This window comes from Pseudomonas putida (genome assembly GCF_001941965.1).
GTDB classification, from domain to species: Bacteria; Pseudomonadota; Gammaproteobacteria; order Pseudomonadales; family Pseudomonadaceae; genus Aquipseudomonas; species Aquipseudomonas putida_L.
The window spans coordinates 4,684-30,053 of sequence record NZ_MKZO01000043.1; the positions used below are offsets into that span (position 1 = coordinate 4,684).

The window sequence follows — 25,370 nt, forward strand, 5'->3', positions numbered from 1 at the left end:
TCAGCTGTTGTTGTGGTCGATCTTGATGGTCGGGTCCGCACCGCTGATCAACGAGTTGATCGAGGTATTGGACCAGTTCACCCCTTCCAGCTTGATCGTCACGTCGGCATTGGCGATGCCGCCGGTAGCGTTGAGCTTGCCTTCGCTACTGACCTGCAGGGTCGACTCGCCGTTCACCGTGGTGATCTTCAGGTAGTTGTCGATGGTGGTGCCCTTCTCGCCCTGGAGCAGGTCGCTCAGGTCGAGACGGTCACCTTCGGCCGGCTTGAAGTCCTTGATGATGTCGTTGCCGGTATCGCCCGCACGCCAGATGAAGGTGTCGGCACCCGCGCCCCCGGTCATGGTGTCGTTGCCCTTGCCGCCGAACAGCAGGTCGTTGCCTTCGCCACCCAGCAGGGTGTCGTTGCCGGTACCGCCGAGCAGGATGTCATTGCCCTTGCCGCCATCGAGGTAATCGTTACCGCCCTGGCCGAAGAGAATGTCATTGCCGTCGCCACCATAGAGCTTGTCGTCACCGTCGCTGGTACGGGAGATGTCGAACTCGCTGATGTGCTCGGTGACGTACTGGTGCATGGCCTTGCTGTCGATCGCGCTGGCATCCAGGCCGGTCTGCTTGGCGACGTAGCTTTGCAGCGCCTCCACTCCGTTGCCCGCCACGGACGGGAACATGATCAGGTCGCCGAACACGATGTCATTGCCGTCGCCGGCGTTGACCGTGTCGTTGCCCGGCAGGGTCGCCTCGGTATGGCCGAGGATGGCATCGGCCAGGTTGCTGGCGTCGATGTTGGTCTGCGGCTTGCCGTCGGAGTCGTAGGGCTTCAGGTCGTTGGTATTGATATCACCACCGATGCCGATGGCCTCGATATTCGGGGACAGAGCCTTGAGCACCGCAAACGCGCTCTTGGAGTTACTGGTGGTGTCCGAATCGGCATAGCTTCCTTGGCCCGCCAGGCTAGACAGCTCATAAGTCCCGTCGCCTTGGGCATGCAGCGTACCGCTGAGCGACGAGTAATAGCTGCCGTACTTGTACAGGTTCAGGTTGCCGCTGCTGTCGATAGTCAGGCGGTTGCTGCTGTCCAGGTTGACGTTGACCACCTGGCCCAGTTTGTAATTGATCGACGTCAGATAGCTATCCATCGTCAGGTTCGGCTTGCTGCCCACGTAGGTGATCAGCGTCGGGTTGGTGCGTTCGCCAGTTTGGTAGTAGGTCGGTTGGCCGTCAGTGATGAAGAAGGTCTGGTTGTCACCGGTAACCCCGGCGTCCTTCAGGTTCTGGAACCAGTTGGCCGTGGTCTTGAACGCGTCCTCGTAGTTGGTACCGCCGTTGGCCGTCATCGCGGTCAGGGCGTTTTTCAGGGTCTGCAGGGCGCCGCTGTCGGCCAGGTTGACCGCCACGGTGGATTTCACCTGGGTGGCGAAGTCCACCAGGAGAATGTTCACCGTACCCGAGCTGGCGCCCTGGACGCTGTTGGACAGGGTGGTGAAGACCGATTGCAGGGCCTTCTGCGCCGCGTCCACCGAGTCTTTCATACTGCCCGAGGTGTCGACGATGAACGCCAGGTTGTAGTTCTGCCCGGCGACCACGTGCAGGCCGTTGATGTCGGCGGCGATGATGTCGTTGCCGTCGGTACCGGTCCAGGTGTCGCTGTCGGCAGTGGCGTTGGTCGCCACGGCATAGGTGTCGCCGTACACGGTGACCTTGATGCTGCCCGGGGTGGTGGCGGTGCTGCCGTTGATGCTCTCGGTGGAGATCGAGCTGACCGACACGTTGAAGGTCCCGGAGTAGTACGCCGGTGGCTTGATGGTCAGCGAGTTCAGGGTCCAGCCGGTGACGTCCACCAGGCCGGAGCCGACGGTGACGCTGTGACCGGCGCCATCGCTGATCACCGAGCCCGCAGGAATGCCGCCCAGCTTGACCGCCAGGGTTTCCGAACCGTCGGTATCGGTCAGTGCGGTAGTGATCGCGGCCAGCTTGACCGTGCCGTTCTCGCCGCCTTCGTTGAGCTTGTAGCCGTCGTAATAGCCCTTGCCGTTGGTGCCGTGCAGGTCGGACACGGTCACGCCGGCTGCCGCCAGGGCCGCCACGGTCGGGTACAGCGCGGTGCCGACCTGGCTGACGTCGATGGTGGCGCCGCCGTTGACCGAGACGTTGACGTCGTAGCTGCCCGGGCCCGCCTGGTTGTAGTGGTAGATCTCGACGGTGTAGTAGCCGCTCTTGACCGGGGTGAAGGTGCCGTTGAGCTGGCCACCGGCGCCCCAGGTGGTGCTGGCCACGTCCTTGCCGCCTACGACCACCGCCAGGCTGTCGTCGCCGACCCCGGTGAATTTGTAGGTGCTGCCGGCTTCCATGTACATCAGGCCGGAGGTCTTCGAGGCGGTGCCTGCGGCGACATCGCCGGTCGAGGCCACGTTGGTGGCGATGGCGGTGGAGTTCGCCTTGCCTGCCGCAGCGTCGATGACCGACTTGAGGGTCGCGGCATTGGCACCGTTACCGTCGGTGCCCAGGCCCGACAGGCCGGTCCAGATTTCCTTGGTCAGGCCGATGGAAGCCACGGCGTTGCTGGCGATGCTCAGCGTCGGCTTGTCGGCGACCGGCGTGATATCGACCTTCAGCGTGGCTTCGTTGCCCATGTCCTTGCCGTCGTACGGCTTGAACTTGATCTGCGCGTAGTCCGCCTGCTGGTTGCCCACGCCGGTGCCGCCGTTGGCGCTGATGCCCGACTGGTTGGCCAGCGGCACGAACTTCAGGTTGCCCGCATCGATATCGGCCTTGCTGAAGACCTTGCCGACATCGGCGGCGGTCAGGGTCTTCCAGGTGCTGCCGTCCTTGTACTGCAGGCTGCCCAGGGTCGGCAGCTGGGTGATGGTGATACCCAGTGCGCTCGGCAGGTTGTCCAGGTCGCTGATGTTGAGGCTGGCCCAGTTCAGCGCCAGGTCGGTGTCTTCGGTCCCGGTGATCTCGCCACCGGCGGCGGTCGGCGCATCGTTCACCGGCACCACGTTGACCGTGGTGGTGGCGACGTTCGAGGTGTTGACCCCGTCGGTGACCGTCACGGTGATGATCCGCGGCGTGCTGCTCGGGTCATCGCTGGTGTTGATGAAGGTGATGTTCTTCAGGCGTGCGACGTAGTCGGCGATGGTGCCGGGGCCGGACAGGGTCAGGACGATCTTGTCGTTGGTGTTCACCGCATTGATGGTGATGCCGCCGACGCTGTTGCCCAGGTTCAGGGCGTCACCGGCCATGCGGTTGGTCAGGGTCACGGTGGCACCGGTCATCAGGGTGCTGTCGTAGTCGGTGATGCTCAGGTCCACGTCGCCGATGGACACGCCGGTACCCGGCTGGCCTTCGGTGAAGGTCACCTGGTAGTCCGCACCGGTGGCGCCGCTGGAGTTGTTGGCATCCAGGTCCAGCACCGGCGCCGGCTCGAAGATCGAGGTGGTCACGCTGCCCAGGGTCGGGCTGACCACCACGCTCTCGAAGTTGCCACCGGTGGCCGAGTCGATCTTGACGGTGAACTGCTCGGTGCCCTCGGTGACCAGGTCCTTGATGGTCGGGATGGTGAAGTCGACCTTGCTCGCCCCGGACGGGATGGTCACGGTGGTCACGCCGGTGTAGTCCGAACCGTTGGTGGCGGTGCCGGAGTAGCTCAGCTTGACGGTGACCGCCGACTGCGACGGGTTGCTCAGGTTGAGGGTGTAGGTGCCGGTCGCGCCTTCGGCCACCAGCGTGCTGCCGGTGATGCTGATGGTGGTCGGCGTATTGGTGTCGGTGACCTGGGTGACCGCCGCAGTGCTGCTGTAGGTCAGGTTCTCGAAGCCGCCGCCAGTGGCACCGGTGATCTTCGCGCTGATGTTGGTGGCGTCGATGTACGGGGTATCCGCCGGCGCTGGCACGGTGATGCTGTTGGACAGCTGGTCCTTGCCGATGGTGATGGTCGCACCGTTGGACAGGGTCACGGTCACCGCCGATGCGGCCGGGTTGGTCAGGGTCGCGGTATAGGTGATCTGCCCGCCTTCCTGCACCGAGCTGGTGGCGCTCAGGCTGACGGTGGTGGTGTCGATAGGGCCGTCGGTAACCGTGGTGCTGGTGGTGCCGGAGGTTTCCAGTTTCTCGAAGTTGCCGCCGGTGACCCCGGTGATGCTGTTGGTCAGCGCCGGGTTGGCGGTGTAGACGTTGTTCGGCGCGGTGTAGTTGACCGAGCCGCTAGTGGCGTTGACGGCGATGGTGATCTGCTGGCCGTTGGCCAGGCTAATGACCAGCGGCGCCAGGGTCACTGGCGAGCTGACGGTCGCGGTGTAGGTCACCACGCCGCCTTCGACCACGCTTGGCGTGGCGGTCAGGGTCACGGTCGAAGTGTCGATGGTGTCGGTGACCGAGGTCACGGCCGCGGCCGAGCTGACGTTGACCTTCTCGAAATCGCCGCCGGTGGTGGCGGTGATGGTCGCGCTGACGTTGGTGGCATCGACGTACACGCTGTTTTTCGGCGCATCGATGGTCACCGAGCCTTCGCTCAGGCCCTTGGCGATATTGATGGTCGAACCGTTGCTCAGGGTCACGGTCATCGCGGTGCCGGCCGGGTTGGACAGCTTCGCGGTGTAGGTGATCTGGCCGCCTTCCTGCACGGTGTTGGTCGCGGTCAGGGTGACGTTGGTGGTGTCCAGGTTCGACGGGTTGTCGTTGACCACGGTGGTGGTGTTGCCGGTGCTCACCAGTTTCTCGTAGTTGCCGCCGGTCATGCCGGTGATGCTGTTGGTCAGCGGCGTGTTGGTGCTGTACACGTTGTTCGGCGCGACATAGGTCACGGTGCCGCTGGTGGCATTGACCGCGATGGTGATCTGTTGGCCGTTGGCCAGGCTGATGACCAGCGGGGCAACGGTGACCGGCGAGGTCACGGTGGCGGTGTAGGTCACCACGCCGCCTTCGATCACGCTTGGGGTCGCGGTCAGGGTCACGGTCGACGTATCGATGGTGTCGGTCACCGCCGTTACCGCAGGCGTCGAGCTGATCGCCAGCTTCTCGAAGTCACCGCCAGTGGTGCCGGTGATGGTCGCGCTGACGTTGGTGGCATCGACGTAGACGCTGTTCTTCGGCGCATCGACGGTCACCGAGCCTTCGCTCAGGCCCTTGGCGATGTTGATGGTCGAGCCGTTGGACAGGGTTACGGTCATCGCGCTGCCGGCCGGGTTGGTCAGCTTGGCGACGTAGGTGATCTGTCCGCCTTCCTGGACGGTGCCGGTCGCGGTGAGGCTGACGCCGGTGGTGTCGAGGTTGTTCGGGTTGTCGTTGACCACGGTGGTGGTCGTGCCCGCCGTCACCAGCTTCTCGTAGTTGCCGCCGGTCACGCCGGTGATGCTGTTGGTCAGCGCCGGGTTGCTGGCGTACACGTTGTTCGGCGCGGTGAAGTTCACCGAGCCGCTGGTGGCGTTGACCGCGATGGTGATCGACTGGCCGTTGGCCAGGCTGATGACCAATGGCGCTACGGTGACCGGCGAGGTGACGGTCGCGGTGTAGGTGACTACGCCGCCTTCAGTCACGCTCGGGGTCGCGGTCAGGGTCACGGTCGAGGTGTCGATGGTGTCGGTGATCGAGGTGATCGCCGGGGTGGTGCTGATGTTGACCTTCTCGAAATCGCCGCCGGTGATGCCGGTGATGCTGGCGCTGACGCTGGTGGCATCGACGTAGACGCTGTTCTTCGGCGCGTCGACGCTGACGGTGCCTTCGCTCAGGCCCTTGGCGATGGTGATGGTCGAGCCGTTGCTCAGGTTCACGGTCATGGCGCTGCCAGCCGGGTTGCTGAGTTTCGCGGTGTAGGTGATCTGGCCGCCTTCATCCACCGAGTTGGTGGCGGTGAGGGTGACGTTGGTGGTGTCCAGGCTCGACGGGTTGTCGTTGACCACGGTGGTCGTGGTGCCGGTGGACACCAGCTTCTCGTAGTTGCCGCCGCTCATGCCGGTGATGCTGTTGGTCAGCGGCGCGTTGGTGGCGTAGACGTTGTTCGGCGCGGTGAAGTCCACCGAACCGCTGGTGGCATTGACCGCGATGGTGATCTGCTGACCGTTGGCCAGGCTGATGACCAATGGCGCTACGGTGACCGGCGAGGTGACGGTCGCGGTGTAGGTCACCACGCCGCCTTCGATCACGCTTGGGGTCGCGGTCAGGGTGACGGTCGAGGTGTCGATGGTGTCGGTCACGGCGGTGATCGCCGGGGTCGAACTGATCGCCAGTTTCTCGAAGTCGCCGCCGGTGGTGCCGGTGATGCTGGCAGTGACGTTGGTGGCGTCGACGTAGACGCTGTTCTTCGGTGCGTCGACGGTGACGAAGCCTTCGCTCTGACCCTTGGCGATGGTGATGGTCGAACCGTTGCTCAGGCTCACGGTCATCGCGGTACCGGCCGGGTTGGTCAGTTTCGCGGTGTAGGTGATCTGGCCGCCTTCCTGGACGGTGCCGGTGGCGGTCAGGCTGACCCCGGTGGTGTCGAGGTTGTTCGGGTTGTCGTTGATGATCGTGGACGGATTGCCCGCAGTGACCAGCTTCTCGTAGTTGCCGCCAGTGACACCGGTGATGCTGTTGGTCAGCGCCGAGTTGGTGTTGTAGACGTTGTTCGGTGCGGTGAAGTTGACCGAACCGCTGGTGGCGTTCACCGCGATGGTGATCGACTGACCATTGGCCAGGCTGATGACCAGTGGCGCTACGGTAACCGGCGAAGTCACGGTCGCGGTGTAGGTCACCACGCCACCTTCCACAGCGCTCGGAGTCGCGGTCAGGGTCACGGTCGAGGTGTCGATCGTGTCGGTGATCGCAGTCACGGCAGGCGTCGCATTGACGTTGACCTTCTCGAAGCCGCCGCCGGTAGTGCCGGTGATGCTGGCGCTGACGTTGGTCGCGTCTACGTACACGCTGTTTCTCGGCGCATCGACGGTGACGAAGCCTTCGCTCTGGCCTTTGGCGATGGTGATGGTCGAACCGTTGCTCAGGCTCACCGTCATAGCCGTATCAGTCGGGTTGCTGACCTTGGCGGTGTAAGTGATCTGGCCACCTTCGTCCACCGAGTTGGTGGCGGTGAGGGTGACGTTGGTGGTGTCCAGGTTGTTCGGGTTGTCGTTGACCACGGTGGTGGTCGTACCGGTGCTCACCAGCTTCTCGTAGTTACCGCCCGTCATGCCGGTGATGCTGTTGGTCAGCGGCGCGTTGGCGGTGTAGACGTTGTTCGGCGCGGTGTAGTTGACCGAGCCGCTGGTGGCGTTGACCGCGATGGTGATCTGTTGGCCGTTGGCCAGGCTGATGACCAGCGGCGCGACGGTGACCGGCGAGGTCACGGTGGCGGTGTAGGTCACCACGCCGCCCTCGGTCACGCTCGGGGTCGCGGTCAGATTCACGGTCGAGGTGTCGATCGTATCGGTCACCGCAGTGACGGCCGGAGTCGAACTGATCGCCAGTTTCTCGAAGTCACCACCGGTGGTGCCGGTAATGGTGGCGCTGACGTTGGTCGCGTCGACATACACGCTGTTTTTCGGCGCATCGACGGTGACGAAGCCTTCGCTCTGGCCTTTGGCAATGGTGATGGTCGAGCCGTTGGACAGCGACACGGTCATCGCGGTACCGGTCGGGTTGGTCAGTTTCGCGGTGTAGGTGATCTGGCCGCCTTCCTGGACAGTACCGGTCGCAGTGAGCGAAACGCCGGTGGTGTCGAGGTTGTTCGGATTGTCGTTGATCACGGTGGTGGTCGTGCCCGCCGTCACCAGTTTTTCGTAGTTGCCGCCTGTGACGCCGGTGATGCTGTTGGTCAGCGACGAGTTGGTGTTGTAGACGTTGTTCGGCGCGGTGAAGTCCACCGAGCCGCTGGTTGCGTTGACCGCGATGGTGATCGATTGGCCGTTGGCCAGGCTGATGACCAGCGGAGCTACGGTCACTGGCGAGGTTACGGTGGCGGTGTAGGTGACGACGCCGCCTTCCACTGCACTCGGGGTAGCCGTCAGGGTCACGGTCGAGGTGTCGAGGGTATCGGTGATCGCCGTGACCGCCGGGGTCGCGTTGACATTCACCTTCTCGAAATCACCGCCGCTGACGCCGGTAATGCTGGCGCTGACGTTGGTCGCGTCGACATACACGCTGTTCTTCGGCGCATCGACGGTGACGGTGCCTTCGCTCAGGCCTTTGGCGATGGTGATGGTCGAGCCGTTGCTCAGGCTGATCGTCATCTCGCTGCCGGTCGGGTTGCTGACCTTGGCGGTGTAGGTGATCTGGCCACCTTCGTCCACCGAGTTGGTGGCGGTCAGGGTGACGTTGGTGGTGTCCAGGTTCGACGGGTTGTCGTTGACCGCAGTGGTCGTGTTGCCGATAGCAACGATCTTCTCGAAGTTGCCGCCGCTCACGTCGGTGATGCTGTTGGTCAGCGGCACGTTGGTGGCATAGACGTTGTTCGGCGCGGTGTAGTTGACCGAGCCGCTGGTGGCGTTGACCTCGATGGTGATGCTCTGGCCGTTGGCCAGGGTCACGACCAGTGGAGCCACGGTGACCGGCGAGCTGACGGTGGCGGTGTAGGTCACTACGCCGCCTTCGGTCACGCTCGGGGTCGCGGTCAGGGTCACGGTCGAGGTGTCGACGGTGTCGGTGACTGCGGTGACCGCCGGAGTCGGACTGACCGCCAGCTTCTCGAAGTCACCACCGGTGGTGCCGGTGATGGTCGCGCTGACGTTGGTGGCATCCACGTAGACGCTGTTTTTCGGCGCGTCGACGGTGACGAAGCCTTCGCTCAAGCCCTTGCCGATGGTGATGCTCGACCCGTTGCTCAGGTTGATGGTCATCTCGCTGCCGGCCGGGTTGGTCAGCTTGGCGGTATAGGTGATCTGCCCGCCTTCCTGCACGGTGCCGGTGGCGATAAGGCTGACGCCGGTGGTGTCGAGGTTGGCCGGGTTGTCGTTGATGACGGTCGATGGCGTGCCATCGGTGACCAGCTTCTCGAAGTTGCCGCCGCTCACGCCGGTGATGCTGTTGGTCAGCGCCGGGTTGGTGCCGTAGACGTTGTTCGGTGCGGTGAAGTCCACCGAACCGCTGGAAGCGTTGACCGGGATGGTAATCGACTGGCCGTTGGCCAGGCTGATGACCAGCGGAGTACCGGTGACAGGCGAGGTGACGGACGCGGTGTAGGTCACCACGCCGCCTTCCAGGGCGCTGCCGCTGGCGGTCAGGGTCACGGTCGAGGTGTCGAGCGAGTCGGTGACGGCAGTCACGGCTGCAGTCGGGCTGACCTCGAGGTGCTCGAAGTCGCCGCCGGTGGTGCCGGTGATGGTCACGCTGACGTTACCGGCGTCGACATACACGGTGTTCGCCGGGGCCGGGAAGGTCACGCTGCCTTCGGACAGGCCCTTGCCGATTGTGATCACTTCCCCGTTGCTCAGGGTGATCTTCATCTCGGTGCCGGTCGGGTTGGTCAGGCGGGCGGTGTAGATGATGTCGCCGCCTTCCTGGACGGTGCCGGTGGCGCTGAGGGTCAGGCCGGTGGTGTCCAGGCGGGCTGGGTCGTCGGTGACCACGGTGGTCGGAGCACCCGCGGTATCCAGTTTTTCGTAGTTGCCGCCGGTTACGCCGGTGATGCTGTTGGTCAGCGGGGTGTTGGTGTTCAGCACGTTGTTAGGCGCGATGAAGTCCACGGAACCGCTGGAGCTGTTGACCGGGATGGTGATCGACTGGCCGTTGGCCAGGCTGATGACCAGCGCAGTGCCGGTGACCGGAGCGGTGACGGACGCGGTGTAGGTGACGATGCCACCTTCAACAGCGCTGGCGGTCGCGGTCAGCGTAACGGTCGACGTATCGACCGAATCGGTTACCGCAGTCACGGCAGCCGTCGGGCTGACTTCGAGGTGTTCGAAGTCACCGCCAGTGGTGCCGGTAATGGTCACGCTGACATTGCCAGCATCGACATAGACGGTGTTTGCAGGTGCCGCGAAGGTAACCGAGCCTTCAGACAGACCTTTGCCGATAGTGATCACTTCCCCGTTGCTGAGGGTGATCTTCATCTCGGTGCCAGCCGGGTTGGTCAGGCGGGCGGTGTAGATAATGTCGCCGCCTTCCTGGACGGTGCCGGTCGCGCTCAACGTCAAGCCAGTGGTATCGAGGCGAGCCGGATCATCGGTCACGACGGTGGTCGGAGCACCAGCGGTGTCCAGTTTTTCGTAATTGCCGCCAGTCACGCCGGTGATGCTGTTGGTCAGCGGGGTATTGGTGTTCAACACGTTGTTCGGTGCGATGAAGTCCACCGAACCGCTGGAGCTGTTGACCGGGATGGTGATCGACTGACCATTCGCCAGGCTGATGACCAGAGGAGTGCCAGTCACAGGCGCAGTGACCGAAGCGGTGTAGGTGACGACGCCACCTTCAACAGCGCTGGCCGTAGCGGTCAGGGTCACGGTACTGGTGTCGAGCGAGTCGGTTACAGCCGTGACGGCCGCAGTCGGGCTGACTTCGAGGTGTTCGAAGTCACCACCGGTCGTGCCGGTGATGGTCACGCTGACGTTGCCAGCGTCCACATAAACGGTGTTCGCTGGGGCTGCGAAGGTCACGGATCCTTCGGAAAGGCCCTTGCCGATAGTGATGACCTCGCCATTGCTCAGCGTGATCTTCATCTCGGTGCCGGCCGGATTGGTCAGGCGCGCGGTGTAGATGATGTCGCCGCCTTCCTGGACGGTCCCTGTCGCGGACAGGGTCAGGCCAGTAGTGTCCAGGCGAGCCGGATCGTCGTTCACGACGGTGGTCGGCGTACCGGCGGTGTCCAGTTTTTCGTAGTTGCCGCCAGTCACACCGGTGATGCTGTTGGTCAGTGGTGTGTTGGTATTCAGCACGTTGTTCGGCGCAATGAAGTCCACCGAGCCGCTGGCGCTGTTGACCGGAATGGTGATCGACTGACCGTTGGCCAGGCTGATGATCAGCGGGGTGCCGGTTACAGGGGCAGTCACGGACGCGGTGTAGGTGACGATGCCACCTTCAACAGCGCTGGCGGTCGCGGTCAGCGTAACGGTCGACGTATCGACCGAATCGGTAACAGCAGTGACGGCCGCCGTAGGGCTGACTTCGAGGTGCTCGAAGTCGCCACCAGTAGTGCCGGTGATAGTCACACTGACATTGCCAGCATCGACATAGACGGTGTTTGCAGGTGCCGCGAAGGTCACGGAGCCTTCAGACAGACCTTTGCCGATAGTGATCACTTCCCCGTTGCTGAGGGTGATCTTCATCTCGGTGCCAGCCGGATTGGTCAGGCGAGCGGTATAGACGATGTCGCCGCCTTCCTGGACGGTGCCGGTCGCGCTCAACGTCAAGCCAGTGGTATCGAGGCGAGCCGGGTCGTCGTTCACGACGGTGGTCGGGGTGCCAGCAGTGTCGAGTTTTTCGTAGTTGCCGCCGGTTACGCCGGTGATGCTGTTGGTCAGCGGCGTGTTGGTGTTGAGCACGTTGTTCGGGGCAATGAAGTCCACCGAGCCGCTGGAGCTATTGACCGGAATGGTGATCGACTGGCCGTTGGCCAGGCTGATGACCAACGGAGTACCGGTAACCGGGGAGGTTACGGACGCGGTGTAGGTGACGATGCCACCTTCAACAGCACTGGCCGTCGCGGTCAGGGTCACGGTGCTGGCGTCGACCGAATCGGTGATCGCAGTCACAGCTGCAGTCGGGCTGACTTCGAGGTGCTCGAAGTCGCCACCAGTAGTGCCGGTGATGGTGACGCTGACGTTGCCGGCATCGACGTAAACAGTGTTGGCCGGGGCCGCGAAGGTCACGGAGCCTTCGGAAAGGCCTTTGCCGATGGTGATCACTTCGCCGTTGCTCAGCGTGACCTTCATCTCGGTGCCAGCCGGATTGGTCAGGCGGGCGGTGTAGATAATGTCGCCGCCTTCCTGGACGGTGCCGGTGGCCGACAGGGTCAGGCCAGTGGTGTCCAGGCGAGCCGGGTCGTCGTTCACGACAGTGGTCGGCGTGCCGGCGGTGTCCAGTTTTTCGTAGTCGCCACCCGTGACGCCGGTGATGCTGTTGGTCAGCGGCGCGTTGGTGTTGAGTGCGTTGTTCGGAGCGATGAAGTCGACCGAGCCGCTCGAAGAGTTGACCGGAATGGTGATCGACTGACCGTTGGCCAGGCTGATGACCAATGGCGTACCGGTAACCGGAGAGGTCACGGAAGCGGTGTAGGTGACAACACCACCTTCAACGGCACTGGCGGTCGCCGTCAGCGTGACAGTCGAGGTGTCGATGCTGTCGGTGATTGCAGTCACTGCCGCAGTCGGGCTGACTTCAAGATGCTCGAAATCACCACCGGTAGTGCCGGTGATGGTGACGCTGACATTACCGGCATCGACGTAGACGGTGTTGGCCGGTGCCGCAAAGGTCACGGAGCCTTCAGACAGACCTTTCCCGATAGTGATCACTTCCCCGTTGCTCAGGGTGATCTTCATTTCGGTGCCGGCCGGGTTGGTCAGGCGGGCGGTGTAGATAATGTCGCCGCCTTCCTGAACGGTGCCTGTCGCGGACAGGGTCAGACCAGTAGTGTCCAAGCGAGCCGGATCATCGTTCACGACGGTGGTCGGAGTACCGGCGGTGTCCAGTTTTTCGTAGTTGCCGCCAGTCACACCGGTGATGCTGTTGGTCAGCGGTGTGTTGGTATTCAGCACGTTGTTCGGGGCGATGAAATCGACCGAGCCGCTCGAAGAATTGACCGGAATGGTGATCGACTGACCATTCGCCAGGCTGATGACCAGTGGGGTGCCGGTGACCGGAGCGGTGACGGACGCGGTGTAGGTCACCACGCCGCCTTCGACAGCGCTTGCGGTCGCCGTCAGCGTGACAGTCGAGGTATCGACACTGTCAGTGATGGCGGTTACGGCCGCAGTCGGGCTGACCTCCAGGTGTTCGAAGTCACCACCGGTAGTGCCGGTGATGGTCACGCTGATATTGCCGGCATCCACATAAACGGTGTCGGCAGGCGCCGCGAAGGTCACGGAACCTTCGGACAGACCTTTGCCGATGGTGATCACTTCCCCGTTACTGAGGGTGATCTTCATCTCGGTGCCGGCCGGATTGGTCAGGCGGGCGGTGTAGACGATGTCGCCGCCCTCCTGAACGGTACCGGTGGCCGACAGGGTGAGACCAGTGGTGTCCAGGCGGGCTGGATCATCGTTCACGACGGTAGTTGGAGTACCGGCGGTATCCAGTTTCTCGTAGTTGCCACCGGTAACCCCGGTAATGCTGTTGGTCAGCGGTGTGTTGGTATTCAGCACGTTGTTCGGGGCAATGAAGTCCACCGAGCCGCTGGAGCTGTTGACCGGAATGGTGATCGACTGACCGTTGGCCAGGCTGATGACCAGCGGGGTGCCGGTTACAGGGGCAGTCACGGACGCGGTGTAGGTGACAATGCCACCTTCAACAGCACTGGCCGTAGCGGTCAGGGTCACGGTGCTGGTGTCGACCGAGTCGGTGATCGCAGTCACAGCTGCAGTCGGGCTGACTTCCAGGTGTTCGAAGTCACCACCGGTAGTACCGGTGATAGTGACGCTGACATTCCCCGCATCCACGTAAACGGTGTTGGCAGGCGCTGCGAAGGTCACGCTACCTTCGGACAGACCTTTGCCGATAGTGATCACTTCCCCGTTGCTCAGGGTGATCTTCATCTCGGTGCCGGCAGGGTTGGTCAGGCGGGCGGTGTAGACGATATCGCCGCCTTCCTGGACGGTGCCGGTGGCGCTGAGGGTCAGGCCAGTGGTGTCCAGACGTGCTGGATCATCGGTCACGACGGTAGTCGGAGCACCGGCGGTATCCAGTTTCTCGTAGTTGCCACCGGTAACCCCGGTAATGCTGTTGGTCAGCGGCGTGTTGGTGTTCAGCACGTTGTTAGGCGCGATGAAGTCCACCGAACCGCTGGAGCTGTTGACCGGGATGGTGATCGACTGACCATTGGCCAGACTGATGACCAGAGGAGTGCCAGTGACCGGCGAGGTCACGGACGCGGTGTAAGTCACCACGCCGCCTTCGACAGCGCTGGCGGTCGCAGTCAGGGTCACGGTCGAGGTATCGACACTGTCGGTGATGGCGGTAACCGCAGCAGTCGGGCTGACTTCGAGGTGCTCGAAGTCGCCGCCAGTGGTGCCGGTGATGGTCACGCTGACGTTGCCGGCATCCACATAGACGGTGTTCGCCGGGGCTGCGAAGGTCACGCTGCCTTCACTCAGGCCTTTACCGATAGTGATGACCTCGCCGTTGCTCAGCGTGATCTTCATTTCGGTGCCAGCCGGGTTGGTCAGGCGGGCGGTGTAGACGATATCGCCGCCTTCCTGGACGGTGCCAGTGGCGGACAGGGTCAGGCCAGTGGTGTCCAGGCGAGCCGGATCGTCGTTCACGACGGTGGTCGGGGTGCCAGCGGTGTCGAGTTTTTCGTAGTTGCCGCCGGTTACGCCGGTGATGCTGTTGGTCAGCGGCGTGTTGGTGTTCAACACGTTGTTCGGGGCAATGAAGTCCACCGAACCGCTGGAACTGTTGACCGGGATAGTGATGCTTTGGCCGTTGGCGAGGCTGATCACCAGCGGGGTACCGGTCACAGGCGAAGTGACGGACGCGGTGTAAGTGACGACGCCACCTTCTACAGCGCTGGCAGTCGCGGTCAGGGTCACGGTGCTGGTGTCGATCGAGTCGGTGATCGCAGTCACGGCGGCAGTCGGACTGACTTCGAGGTGCTCGAAATCACCACCGGTAGTGCCGGTGATGGTGACGCTGACATTACCGGCATCGACGTAGACGGTGTTGGCCGGTGCCGCAAAGGTCACGGAGCCTTCAGACAGACCTTTTCCGATAGTGATCACTTCCCCGTTGCTCAGGGTGATCTTCATTTCGGTGCCGGCCGGGTTGGTCAGGCGGGCGGTATAGATGATGTCGCCGCCTTCCTGGACGGTACCGGTCGCGGACAAGGTCAGGCCGGTGGTGTCCAGGCGAGCCGGGTCGTCGTTCACGACGGTAGTCGGAGCACCAGCGGTGTCGAGTTTTTCGTAGTTGCCACCCGTGACGCCGGTGATGCTGTTGGTCAGTGGCGTGTTGGTGTTCAACACGTTGTTCGGCGCGATGAAATCGACCGAGCCGCTCGAAGAATTGACCGGAATGGTGATCGACTGGCCGTTGGCCAAGCTGATGACCAGCGGGGTGCCCGTGACCGGCGAGGTGACCGAAGCGGTGTAAGTGACGATGCCACCTTCAACAGCACTGGCCGTCGCGGTCAGCGTGACAGTCGAGGTGTCGATGCTGTCGGTGATGGCGGTTACGGCTGCGGTCGGGCTGACTTCGAGGTGCTCGAAGTCGCCGCCAATGGTGCCAGTGATGGTCACGCTGACGTTGCCCGCGTCGACATACACAGTGTTCGCTGGGGCGGCAAAGGTCACGGAGCCTTCGGACAGACCTTTGCCGATAGTGATGACCTCGCCGTTGCTCAGCGTGATCTTCATCTCGGTGCCAGCCGGGTTGGTCAGGCGGGCGGTGTACACGATGTCGCCGCCTTCCTGGACGGTGCCAGTGGCGCTGAGGGTCAGGCCGGTAGTGTCCAGGCGCGCTGGATCATCGGTCACGACGGTAGTCGGAGCACCGGCGGTATCCAGTTTTTCGTAGTTGCCACCGGTTACACCCGTAATGCTGTTGGTCAACGGGGTGTTGGTATTCAGCACGTTGTTAGGCGCGATGAAGTCCACCGAACCGCTGGAGCTGTTGACCGGGATGGTGATCGACTGACCGTTGGCCAGGCTGATGACCAACGGGGTGCCGGTTACAGGTGCAGTCACGGACGCCGTGTACGTCACTACGCCGCCTTCGACAGCGCTGGCGGTCGCCGTCAGCGTGACGGTCGAGGTATCGACCGAATCGGTAATGGCGGTAACCGCAGCAGTCGGGCTGACTTCCAAGTGCTCGAAATCGCCACCAGTGGTGCCGGTGATGGTGACGCTGACGTTTCCAGCATCCACATACACGGTGTTGGCAGGCGCTGCGAAGGTCACGGAACCTTCAGACAGACCTTTCCCGATGGTGATGACTTCCCCGTTGCTCAGGGTGATCTTCATCTCGGTGCCGGCAGGGTTGGTCAGACGCGCGGTATAGACGATATCGCCGCCTTCCTGGACGGTGCCAGTGGCGGACAGGGTCAGGCCGGTGGTGTCCAGGCGAGCCGGATCATCGTTCACGACGGTGGTCGGCGTGCCCGCGGTATCCAGCTTCTCGTAGTTGCCACCGGTGACACCGGTAATGCTGTTAGTCAGCGGCGTGTTGGTGTTCAACACGTTGTTCGGGGCGATGAAGTCCACCGAACCGCTCGAAGAATTGACCGGAATGGTGATCGACTGGCCGTTGGCCAGGCTGATGACCAATGGAGTACCGGTAACCGGAGAGGTCACGGAGGCCGTGTAGGTGACCACACCGCCTTCGATAGCGCTGGCAGTCGCGGTCAGCGTTACGGTGCTGGTATCGATCGAATCGGTGATCGCAGTGACGGCCGCAGTCGGGCTGACCTCCAGGTGCTCGAAATCACCGCCGGTGGTGCCGGTGATGGTCACACTGACATTGCCCGCATCGACGTAGACGGTGTTGGCCGGTGCCGCGAAGGTCACAGAACCTTCAGACAGACCTTTCCCGATAGTGATCACTTCCCCATTGCTCAGGGTGATCTTCATCTCGGTGCCGGTCGGGTTGGTCAGGCGAGCGGTGTAGATGATGTCGCCGCCTTCCTGGACGGTGCCGGTGGCGCTGAGGGTCAGGCCGGTGGTGTCCAGGCGGGCTGGGTCATCGGTGACCACGGTGGTCGGAGCACCCGCGGTATCCAGCTTCTCGTAGTTGCCGCCGGTGACGCCGGTGATGCTGTTGGTCAGCGGCGTGTTGGTGTTCAACACGTTGTTAGGCGCGATGAAGTCCACCGAGCCGCTCGAGCTGTTGACCGGAATGGTGATGCTTTGGCCGTTGGCCAGGCTGATCACCAATGGGGTGCCGGTAACCGGGGAGGTCACGGACGCGGTGTACGTCACCACGCCACCTTCTACAGCGCTGGCAGTCGCGGTCAGCGTTACGGTGCTGGTATCGATCGAGTCGGTGATCGCCGTAACGGCCGCAGTCGGGCTGACTTCCAGGTGCTCGAAATCACCGCCAGTGGTACCGGTGATGGTCACACTGATACTGCCTGCATCGACGTAGACGGTGTTGGCCGGCGCCGCGAAAGTCACGCTGCCTTCCGAAAGACCTTTGCCGATGGTGATCACTTCCCCGTTGCTGAGGGTGATCTTCATCTCGGTGCCGGCCGGGTTGGTCAGGCGCGCGGTGTAGATGATGTCGCCGCCTTCCTGGACGGTGCCAGTGGCCGACAGGGTCAGACCGGTGGTGTCGAGGCGCGCTGGATCGTCGTTCACAACGGTAGTTGGCGTGCCGGCGGTATCCAGTTTTTCGTAGTTGCCGCCGGTGACCCCGGTGATGCTGTTGGTCAGCGGGGTGTTGGTGTTCAGCACGTTGTTAGGCGCGATGAAGTCCACGGAACCGCTGGAGCTGTTTATCGGAATGGTGATCGACTGGCCGTTTGCGAGGCTGATGACCAGCGGAGTGCCGGTGACCGGCGAGGTCACGGACGCGGTGTAGGTGACCACGCCACCTTCGACAGCGCTGGCCGTCGCGGTCAGTGTGACAGTCGAAGTATCGACGCTGTCAGTGATGAGGGTCACAGCCGCACTCGGGCTGACTTCAAGGTGCTCGAAGTCACCACCGGTAGTGCCGGTGACGGTAACGCTGACACTGCCAGCGTCTACATAGACGGTGTTGGCAGGCGCCGCGAAGGTCACGGAGCCTTCCGACAGACCTTTGCCGATGGTGATCACTTCCCCGTTGCTGAGGGTGATCTTCATCTCGGTACCAGCCGGATTGGTCAGTTGGGCGGTGTAGATGATGTTGCCGCCTTCCTGGACGGTACCGGTGGCGGACAGGGTCAGGCCGGTAGTGTCCAGACGTGCAGGATCGTCGGTCACAACGGTGGTTGGAGCACCCGCGGTGTCCAGTTTCTCGTAGTTACCGCCGGTCACACCGGTGATGCTGTTAGTCAGCGGAGTGTTGGTGTTGAGCACGTTGTTCGGGGCAATGAAGTCCACCGAGCCGCTGGAGCTGTTGACCGGAATGGTGATCGACTGACCGTTGGCCAGGCTGATGACCAGCGGGGTGCCAGTGACCGGCGAAGTCACGGATGCGGTGTAAGTCACCACGCCGCCTTCGACAGCGCTGGCGGTCGCAGTCAGGGTCACGGTCGAGGTATCGACCGAATCAGTGACGGCGGTAACCGCGGCAGTCGGGCTGACTTCCAGATGCTCGAAATCACCACCGGTGGTGCCGGTGATGGTTACGCTGACGTTGCCGGCATCCACATACACGGTGTTGGCCGGGGCTGCGAAGGTAACGGAGCCTTCCGACAGACCTTTCCCGATAGTGATGACTTCCCCGTTGCTCAGGGTGATCTTCATCTCGGTACCAGCCGGATTGGTCAGGCGGGCGGTGTAGATAATGTCCCCGCCTTCCTGAACGGTGCCGGTGGCCGACAGGGTCAGGCCGGTAGTGTCCAGGCGTGCAGGATCGTCGGTGACCACGGTGGTCGGAGCACCAGCAGTATCCAGCTTCTCGTAGTTGCCACCGGTCACCCCGGTGATGCTGTTGGTCAGCGGGGTGTTGGTGTTCAGCACGTTGTTCGGCGCGATGAAATCGACCGAACCGCTCGAAGAATTGACCGGAATGGTGATCGACTGACCATTGGCCAGACTGATGACCAGAGGAGTGCCAGTGACAGGCGCAGTGACCGAAGCGGTGTAGGTAACGACGCCGCCTTCGACGGCACTGGCGGTGGCCGTCAGCGTGACAGTCGAAGTGTCGAGGCTGTCGGTCACAGCGGTAACTGCAGCAGTCGGGCTGACTTCGAGGTGTTCGAAATCACCACCGATAGTACCGGTAATAGTGACGCTGACGTTGCCAGCGTCCACATAGACAGTGTTGGCAGGCGCTGCGAAGGTCACGCTGCCTTCGGACAGACCTTTCCCGATAGTGATCACTTCCCCGTTGCTCAGGGTGATCTTCATCTCGGTGCCGGCCGGGTTGGTCAGGCGGGCGGTGTAGATGATGTCGCCGCCTTCCTGGACGGTACCGGTCGCCGACAGGGTCAGGCCAGTGGTGTCCAGGCGAGCCGGATCATCGGTCACGACAGTGGTCGGAGCACCGGCGGTATCCAGTTTCTCGTAGTTGCCACCGGTCACCCCGGTGATGCTGTTGGTCAGCGGGGTGTTGGTGTTCAGCACGTTGTTCGGCGCGATGAAATCGACCGAACCGCTCGAAGAGTTGACCGGAATGGTGATTGACTGGCCGTTTGCCAGGCTGATGACCAACGGAGTGCCGGTGACCGGCGAGGTCACGGACGCGGTGTAAGTCACCACGCCGCCTTCGACAGCACTGGCGGTCGCGGTCAGGGTCACGGTCGAGGTATCGACCGAATCAGTGACGGCAGTAACCGCAGCAGTCGGGCTGACTTCCAGATGCTCGAAATCACCACCGGTGGTGCCGGTGATGGTTACGCTGACGTTGCCGGCATCCACATACACGGTGTTGGCCGGGGCTGCGAAGGTCACGCTACCTTCGGACAGACCTTTCCCGATAGTGATCACTCCCCCGTTGCTCAGGGTGATCTTCATCTCGGTACCGGTCGGATTGCTCAGGCGCGCGGTATAGACGATGTTGCCGCCTTCCTGAACGGTGCCGGTGGCCGACAGGGTCAGGCCGGTGGTATCCAGGCGAGCCGGATCGTCATTGACCGCCGTGGTCGGCGCGCCGGCAGTGTCCAGCTTCTCGTAGTTGCCGCCCGTGACGCCGGTGATGCTGTTGATCAACGGTGCGTTGGTATTCAGCACGTTGTTCGGCGCGATGAAGTCCACCGAACCGCTGGAGCTGTTGACCGGAATGGTGATCGACTGACCATTGGCCAGGCTGATGACCAGCGGAGTACCGGTAACCGGCGAAGTGACCGTCGCGGTGTAGGTCACCACGCCACCTTCGGTCACGCTCGGGGTGGCAGTCAGGGTGACGGTCGAGGTATCGATGCTGTCGGTGATCGCGGTCACCGCCGCGGCCGGATTGACCGCCAGCTTCTCGAAGTCGCCGCCGGTGGTGCCGGTCACGGTGACGCTGACATTGCCGGCATCCACATACACGGTGTTCGTCGGCGCGGCGAAGGTCACGGTGCCCTGGGTCTGGCCCTGGGCAATGGTGATGGTTTCACCATTGCTCAGGCTGATCTTCATCTCGGTGCCGGCCGGATTGCTCAGGGTGGCGGTGTAGACGATCTGCCCGCCTTCGGTGACGGAGCCGGTGGCGCTCAGGGTCAGATTAGTGGTGTCCAGGCGCGCTGGATCATCGGTGACCGTGGTGGTGGTCGTGCCGGTGCCGGCGACCAGGCTTTCGTAGTTGCCACCGCTGACGCCAGTAATGCTGTTGCTCAGTGGCGCGTTGGTGGCGAGCACGTTGTCCGGGGCGGTGAAGTTGACCGAGCCGGAGCTCTGGCCGACCGCAATGGTGATGCTCTGGCCGTTGGCCAGGTTGACGATCACCGGGGCGCCTGTCACCGGGGCACCGACGGAGGCGGTGTAGGTCACCACGCCGCCTTCGAGCACGCTCGGGGTGGCGCTCAGGGTCACGGTGGTGGTGTCGACGCTGTCGCTGACGGTGGTCACGGCCGCGGCCGGGTTGGCCACCAGGCTCTCGAAGTTGCCGCCGCTCACGTTGGTGATGGTGGTGCTGACCGGCGTGGCGCCGTTGTACACGTCGTTCGGTGCGGTGAACTGCACGCTGCCGCTGGAGCTGCCGACCGGGATGGTGATGGTCTGGCCGGTGGACAGGGTGACCACCACCGGGGTGCCGGTCACCGGTGAGGTGACGCTGGCGGTGTAGGTGATCACACCGTTCTCGGCGACGCTCGCCGTCGCGCCGAGGCTGACGGTGGTGGTGTCGGTGGTGTCGGTGACGGTGGTCACGGCCGGCGCCGGGCTGGCCACCAGGTTCTCGAAGTTGCCGCCGCCCACGCCTGCGATGGTGGTGCTGATCGGCGCTGCGCCGTTGTACACGTCGTTCGGTGCAGTGAACTGCACGGTACCGCTGGTGCCGCCGACCGGGATGGTGATGGTCTGGCCATTGGACAGGCTGACGATGACCGGCGCGCCGGTGACCGGCGAGGTGACGCTGGCGGTGTAGGTAATCACACCGTTCTCGGCAACGCTTGGGCTGGCGCCGAGGGTGACGGTGGTGGTGTCGATGGAGTCGGTGACGGTGGTCACGGCCGGGGTCGGGTTGGCCACCAGGCTTTCGAAGTTGCCGCCGCTCACGTTGGTGATGGTGGTGCTGACCGGGTTGGCGCCGTTATAGACGTCGTTCGGCGCAGTGAACTGCACGGTGCCGCTGGTGCTGCCGACCGGAATGGTGATGCTCTGCCCGGTGGACAGAGTGACCACAACCGGCGTGCCGGTGACCGGCGAGGTGACGCTGGCGGTGTAGGTGATCACGCCACTCTCGGCCACGCTGGTGCTGGCGCCGAGGCTGACGGTGGTGGTGTCGGTGCTGTCGGTGACGGTGGTCACGGCCGGGGCCGGGCTGGCCACCAGGTTCTCGAAGTTGCCGCCGCTGACGCCCGCGATGGTGGTGCTGATCGGCGCCGCGCCGTTGTAGACGTCGTTCGGTGCAGTGAACTGCACGGTGCCGTTGGTCCCGCCGACCGGGATGGTGATGGTCTGGCCATTGGACAGGGTCACGACCACTGGTGCGCCGGTCACAGGCGAAGCGACGCTGGCGGTGTAGGTGATCACGCCGTTTTCGGCAACGCTCGGGTTGGCACCGAGGGTGACGGTGGTGGTGTCGACGGTATCGGTAACCGTGGTCACGGCCGGGGCCGGGTTGGCCACCAGGCTTTCGAAGTTGCCGCCAGCCACGTTGGTGATGGTAGTGCTGACCGGGTTGGCGCCGTTATAGACGTCGTTCGGTGCGGTGTACTGCACGCTGCCGCTGGAGCCGCCGACCGGGATGGTGATGGTCTGGCCGTTGGACAGGGTGATCACCATCGGAGTACCGGTGACTGGCGAGGTGACGCTGGCGGTGTAGGTGATCACGCCGTTTTCGGCGACGTTGCTGCTGGCGCCGAGGCTGACGGTGGTGGTGTCGGTGGAGTCGGTGACGGTGGTCACGGCCGGGGCCGGGTTGGCCTCCAGGTTCTCGTAGTTGCCGCCGGTCACGCCGGTGATGGTGGTGCTGATCGGTGCAGCGCCGTTGTAGACGTCGTTCGGTGCAGTGAATTGCACGGTGCCGCTGGTGCCGCCAACCGGAATGGTGATGGTCTGGCCATTGGACAGGGTGATCACCACCGGAGTGCCGGTGACCGGGGCGCCGACGCTGGCGGTGTAGGTGATCACGCCATTCTCGGCAACGCTGGCGTTGGCGCCCAGGTTGACGGTAGTGGTGTCGATCGAGTCGTTGATGACCGTGACGGCTGGCGTGGTGTTCGGCACCAGGTTCTCGAAGTTGCCGCCCGTTGCCCCCGTAATGGTTACGCTGGCGGTGCCGCCGTTGGCGTACACGTCATTGCCTACAGGCACCTGAACGCTGCCGCTCGCTTCGCCAGCCGCGATGGTGATGACTGCGCCATTGGACAGGGTGATGCTCACCGGCGTCTGCGCCGGGTTGTTCAGGCTGACGGTGTAAGTGATGTTGCCGCCCTCGGTTGCACTGCTGCCAGCGGTCAGGCTGGCAGTGGTGGTGTCGAGGGTATCGGTGATGGTGGTCATCGCCGGCGAGGTGCTCGGGGTAATGTTCAGGCCATCGCCGCCGGTAGCGCCGGTGATGGTGACGGAGATCTGACGGTTGTCGATGTAAACGTTGTCACTGGCGGGAATCGCGACGCTAATGCTGCCCGTCAATTGCCCGGCGGCAATGACGATGACCTGGCCGTTGGACAGGGTCACGCGGGTTTCGCCGGTCGCCGGCTGGGTCAGGGTGGCGGTATAGACCACCGAACCGCCTGCCTCGGAAACGTTTGGCGTGGCGCTCAGGGCAAGGCCGCTGTTGACCAGGGCGGTGGCCGCCTGGTTGACCGTGGTGTCGGTATCGCCGGTCAGTTCGTCAGTCAGGTCGGCAGCGAAATTAAGGCCGACCGTCTGGTAACCGATGACTGGCGCCACGGCACCGGCGACTTCTTCCAGCATCACCACGCTGTGGCCGCCACCTGGCGCACCACTGCCTTCGGACTGCGGGCCCGCAGCGGTCGCTTCGAGGTCCTGGGTCGGGTCGGCACCGGCGGCGATGGCTTCTTGCAGCTCTTCTACAGAGGGCGCGGCCTGGGCGGTGGCTTCTTCCAGGTCGGTGCTGGACGCAGGAGCGTCGGCGCTCCACTGCGTTTCGCGACCCAGGTCTATGGTACGACCGTCGGTCAGTTCGAGGGTCACGGCACCGGCCTGGCCCGTCAAAACCTGGTCGCCAGCAAACAGGCGATCGCCTTCGATCAGGACACGTTGGACCCCTTCCTGGGACACAGCGACGACTTGGCCAATAACACGCTTGACGATGGCGACAACACTGCTCATGAGACTCTCCGAACTAACCGTTCAATGTGGCTTCCATACGCGATCGGGCTGGTGTTTGCCGCTATCTGCTTGGAATGTTTCGCAAGACGCTGGTAAAAATGTTTATGTCAATTTAATGGCTTGAGCGAGAAGTTTTATTTCTTTGAGTCAAACTATTGACCCTCGCGTCGCCATCCTAAACAATCGGCCCATTAATGTCACATTGATATTTCACCAGGTGAAGAGCCCTTGATCTGTGACGGGGTTCTCACTCGGAAATTTCCGACACGCGGCATCCGTTATAGCCAGTTTTTGGCGCTTTGCCATGTTTTGCTCTGATGTGGGACACGCTGTCCCTAGGGAAGAAAAACGAAATGCGTCGCACCGTATTCACTGCCTTGCCCCTCGCTTTGTTCGCCTCCTTCAGCACTGCACAAACCTTGCCGCACGCCATGCAACAGGCGCTTGAAGCGCACCCGGAAGTCCAGGCGGGGATCAACGGTCGTCTGGCCGCCGACAAGCAGGTTCGGATCGCTCAAGGCGGCTACCTGCCCAAGGTCGATGTACTGGCCGGCTACGGCCGGGAAAACACCGACAGCCCGAGTACCCGCGTCGGCGGGGGCAACTCGCAAACCCTGAACCGTGGCGAATCCAGCCTGCGCTTGCGACAGATGGTGTTCGACGGTTTTGCGACGCCAAACGAAGTGGGGCGTCAACAAGCCACCGCCAATGCCCGGGCGTATGCCCTGCTTAACACGTCCGAGCGCACCGCCCTGGAAACCGCCAGGGTCTACATCGAAGTGTTGACGCGTCGCGACATGGTGCGCCTGGCCGAGGACAACCTGCGCAGCCACGAGCGCATCTTCGACCAGATCCAGCTACGCACCTCCCGCGGTGTCGGGCGCATGGCCGACATGGACCAGGCCGAAGCCCGCCTGGCCTCGGCGAAAAACAACCTGCTGACGGAACAAACCAACCTCGCGGACGCACAAACCAATTACCTGAGTGTCGTTGGTCAACTGCCCGATGAACTGAGCGCCCCCGCCCCTTTCATCGATCTGCTGCCCGCGACCCTGAATGAAGCCCGCCAGCAAATGGTCGAAAGCAACCCTGCCCTGCGCTCGGCGGAATCCGACATCGCCGCAGCGGACAAGCAGTACGACACGGCGAAATCACGGTTCTACCCGCGCTTCGACGCCGAGCTGGAACGCAGTGCGAACAACGACGTCGACGGCGTCAACGGGCACAACAACGAGTGGCAGGCCATGGTGCGCATGACCTTCAACCTGTACGACGGCGGCAGCGACAAGGCCGACCTGGAGTCCAAGGCCTATCAGGCCAGCCAGGCCCTGGATATTCGCAACAATGCCTTGCGTCAGCTCAACGAGGAGTTAGGCTTGGCGTGGAATGCTATGCAGAACGCCGATGCGCAGGTACCGATCGCCCAGCAATATGTCGATCACAGCACCAAGGTACGCTCGGCCTACCAGAGCCAGTTCAGCCTGGGCGAGCGCTCGCTGCTCGACCTGCTCGACAGCGAGAACGAACTGTTCACTGCCCAGCGGCGCCTGGCCGAAGTGAAGAGCGTGCAGCTGTTTACTCAGTACCGGATCAAGGCGACCATTGGTCAACTGCTCAAGAGCCAGGGTGTCGTGGCACCGATGGCCACGGTCGTACAGAACGAGCTCAAGCCGAGGGTGAACCTGCCCGGGCTGAACTGATAGCCAAATAGTCCTTCAAGCCAGCAAGGA

The 25,370-nt window shown here is 63.0% G+C and carries 2 protein-coding genes; one reads left to right on the forward strand and one right to left on the reverse strand.

Annotated elements, in window-relative coordinates; all coding sequences use genetic code 11:
• Nucleotides 1-23,640, reverse strand: a complete 23,640-nt coding sequence (locus PSEMO_RS22945; protein WP_075805242.1) for a retention module-containing protein — start codon at nt 23,638-23,640, stop codon at nt 1-3.
• 353 nt (nt 23,641-23,993) lie between these two features.
• Here PSEMO_RS22945 and PSEMO_RS22950 point away from each other — a divergent pair, with 353 nt between their 5' ends.
• Nucleotides 23,994-25,340, forward strand: coding sequence for a TolC family outer membrane protein (locus PSEMO_RS22950; RefSeq protein WP_075805243.1), 1,347 nt, complete (start codon nt 23,994-23,996; stop codon nt 25,338-25,340).
• Nucleotides 25,341-25,370: the final 30 nt, after the last annotated feature.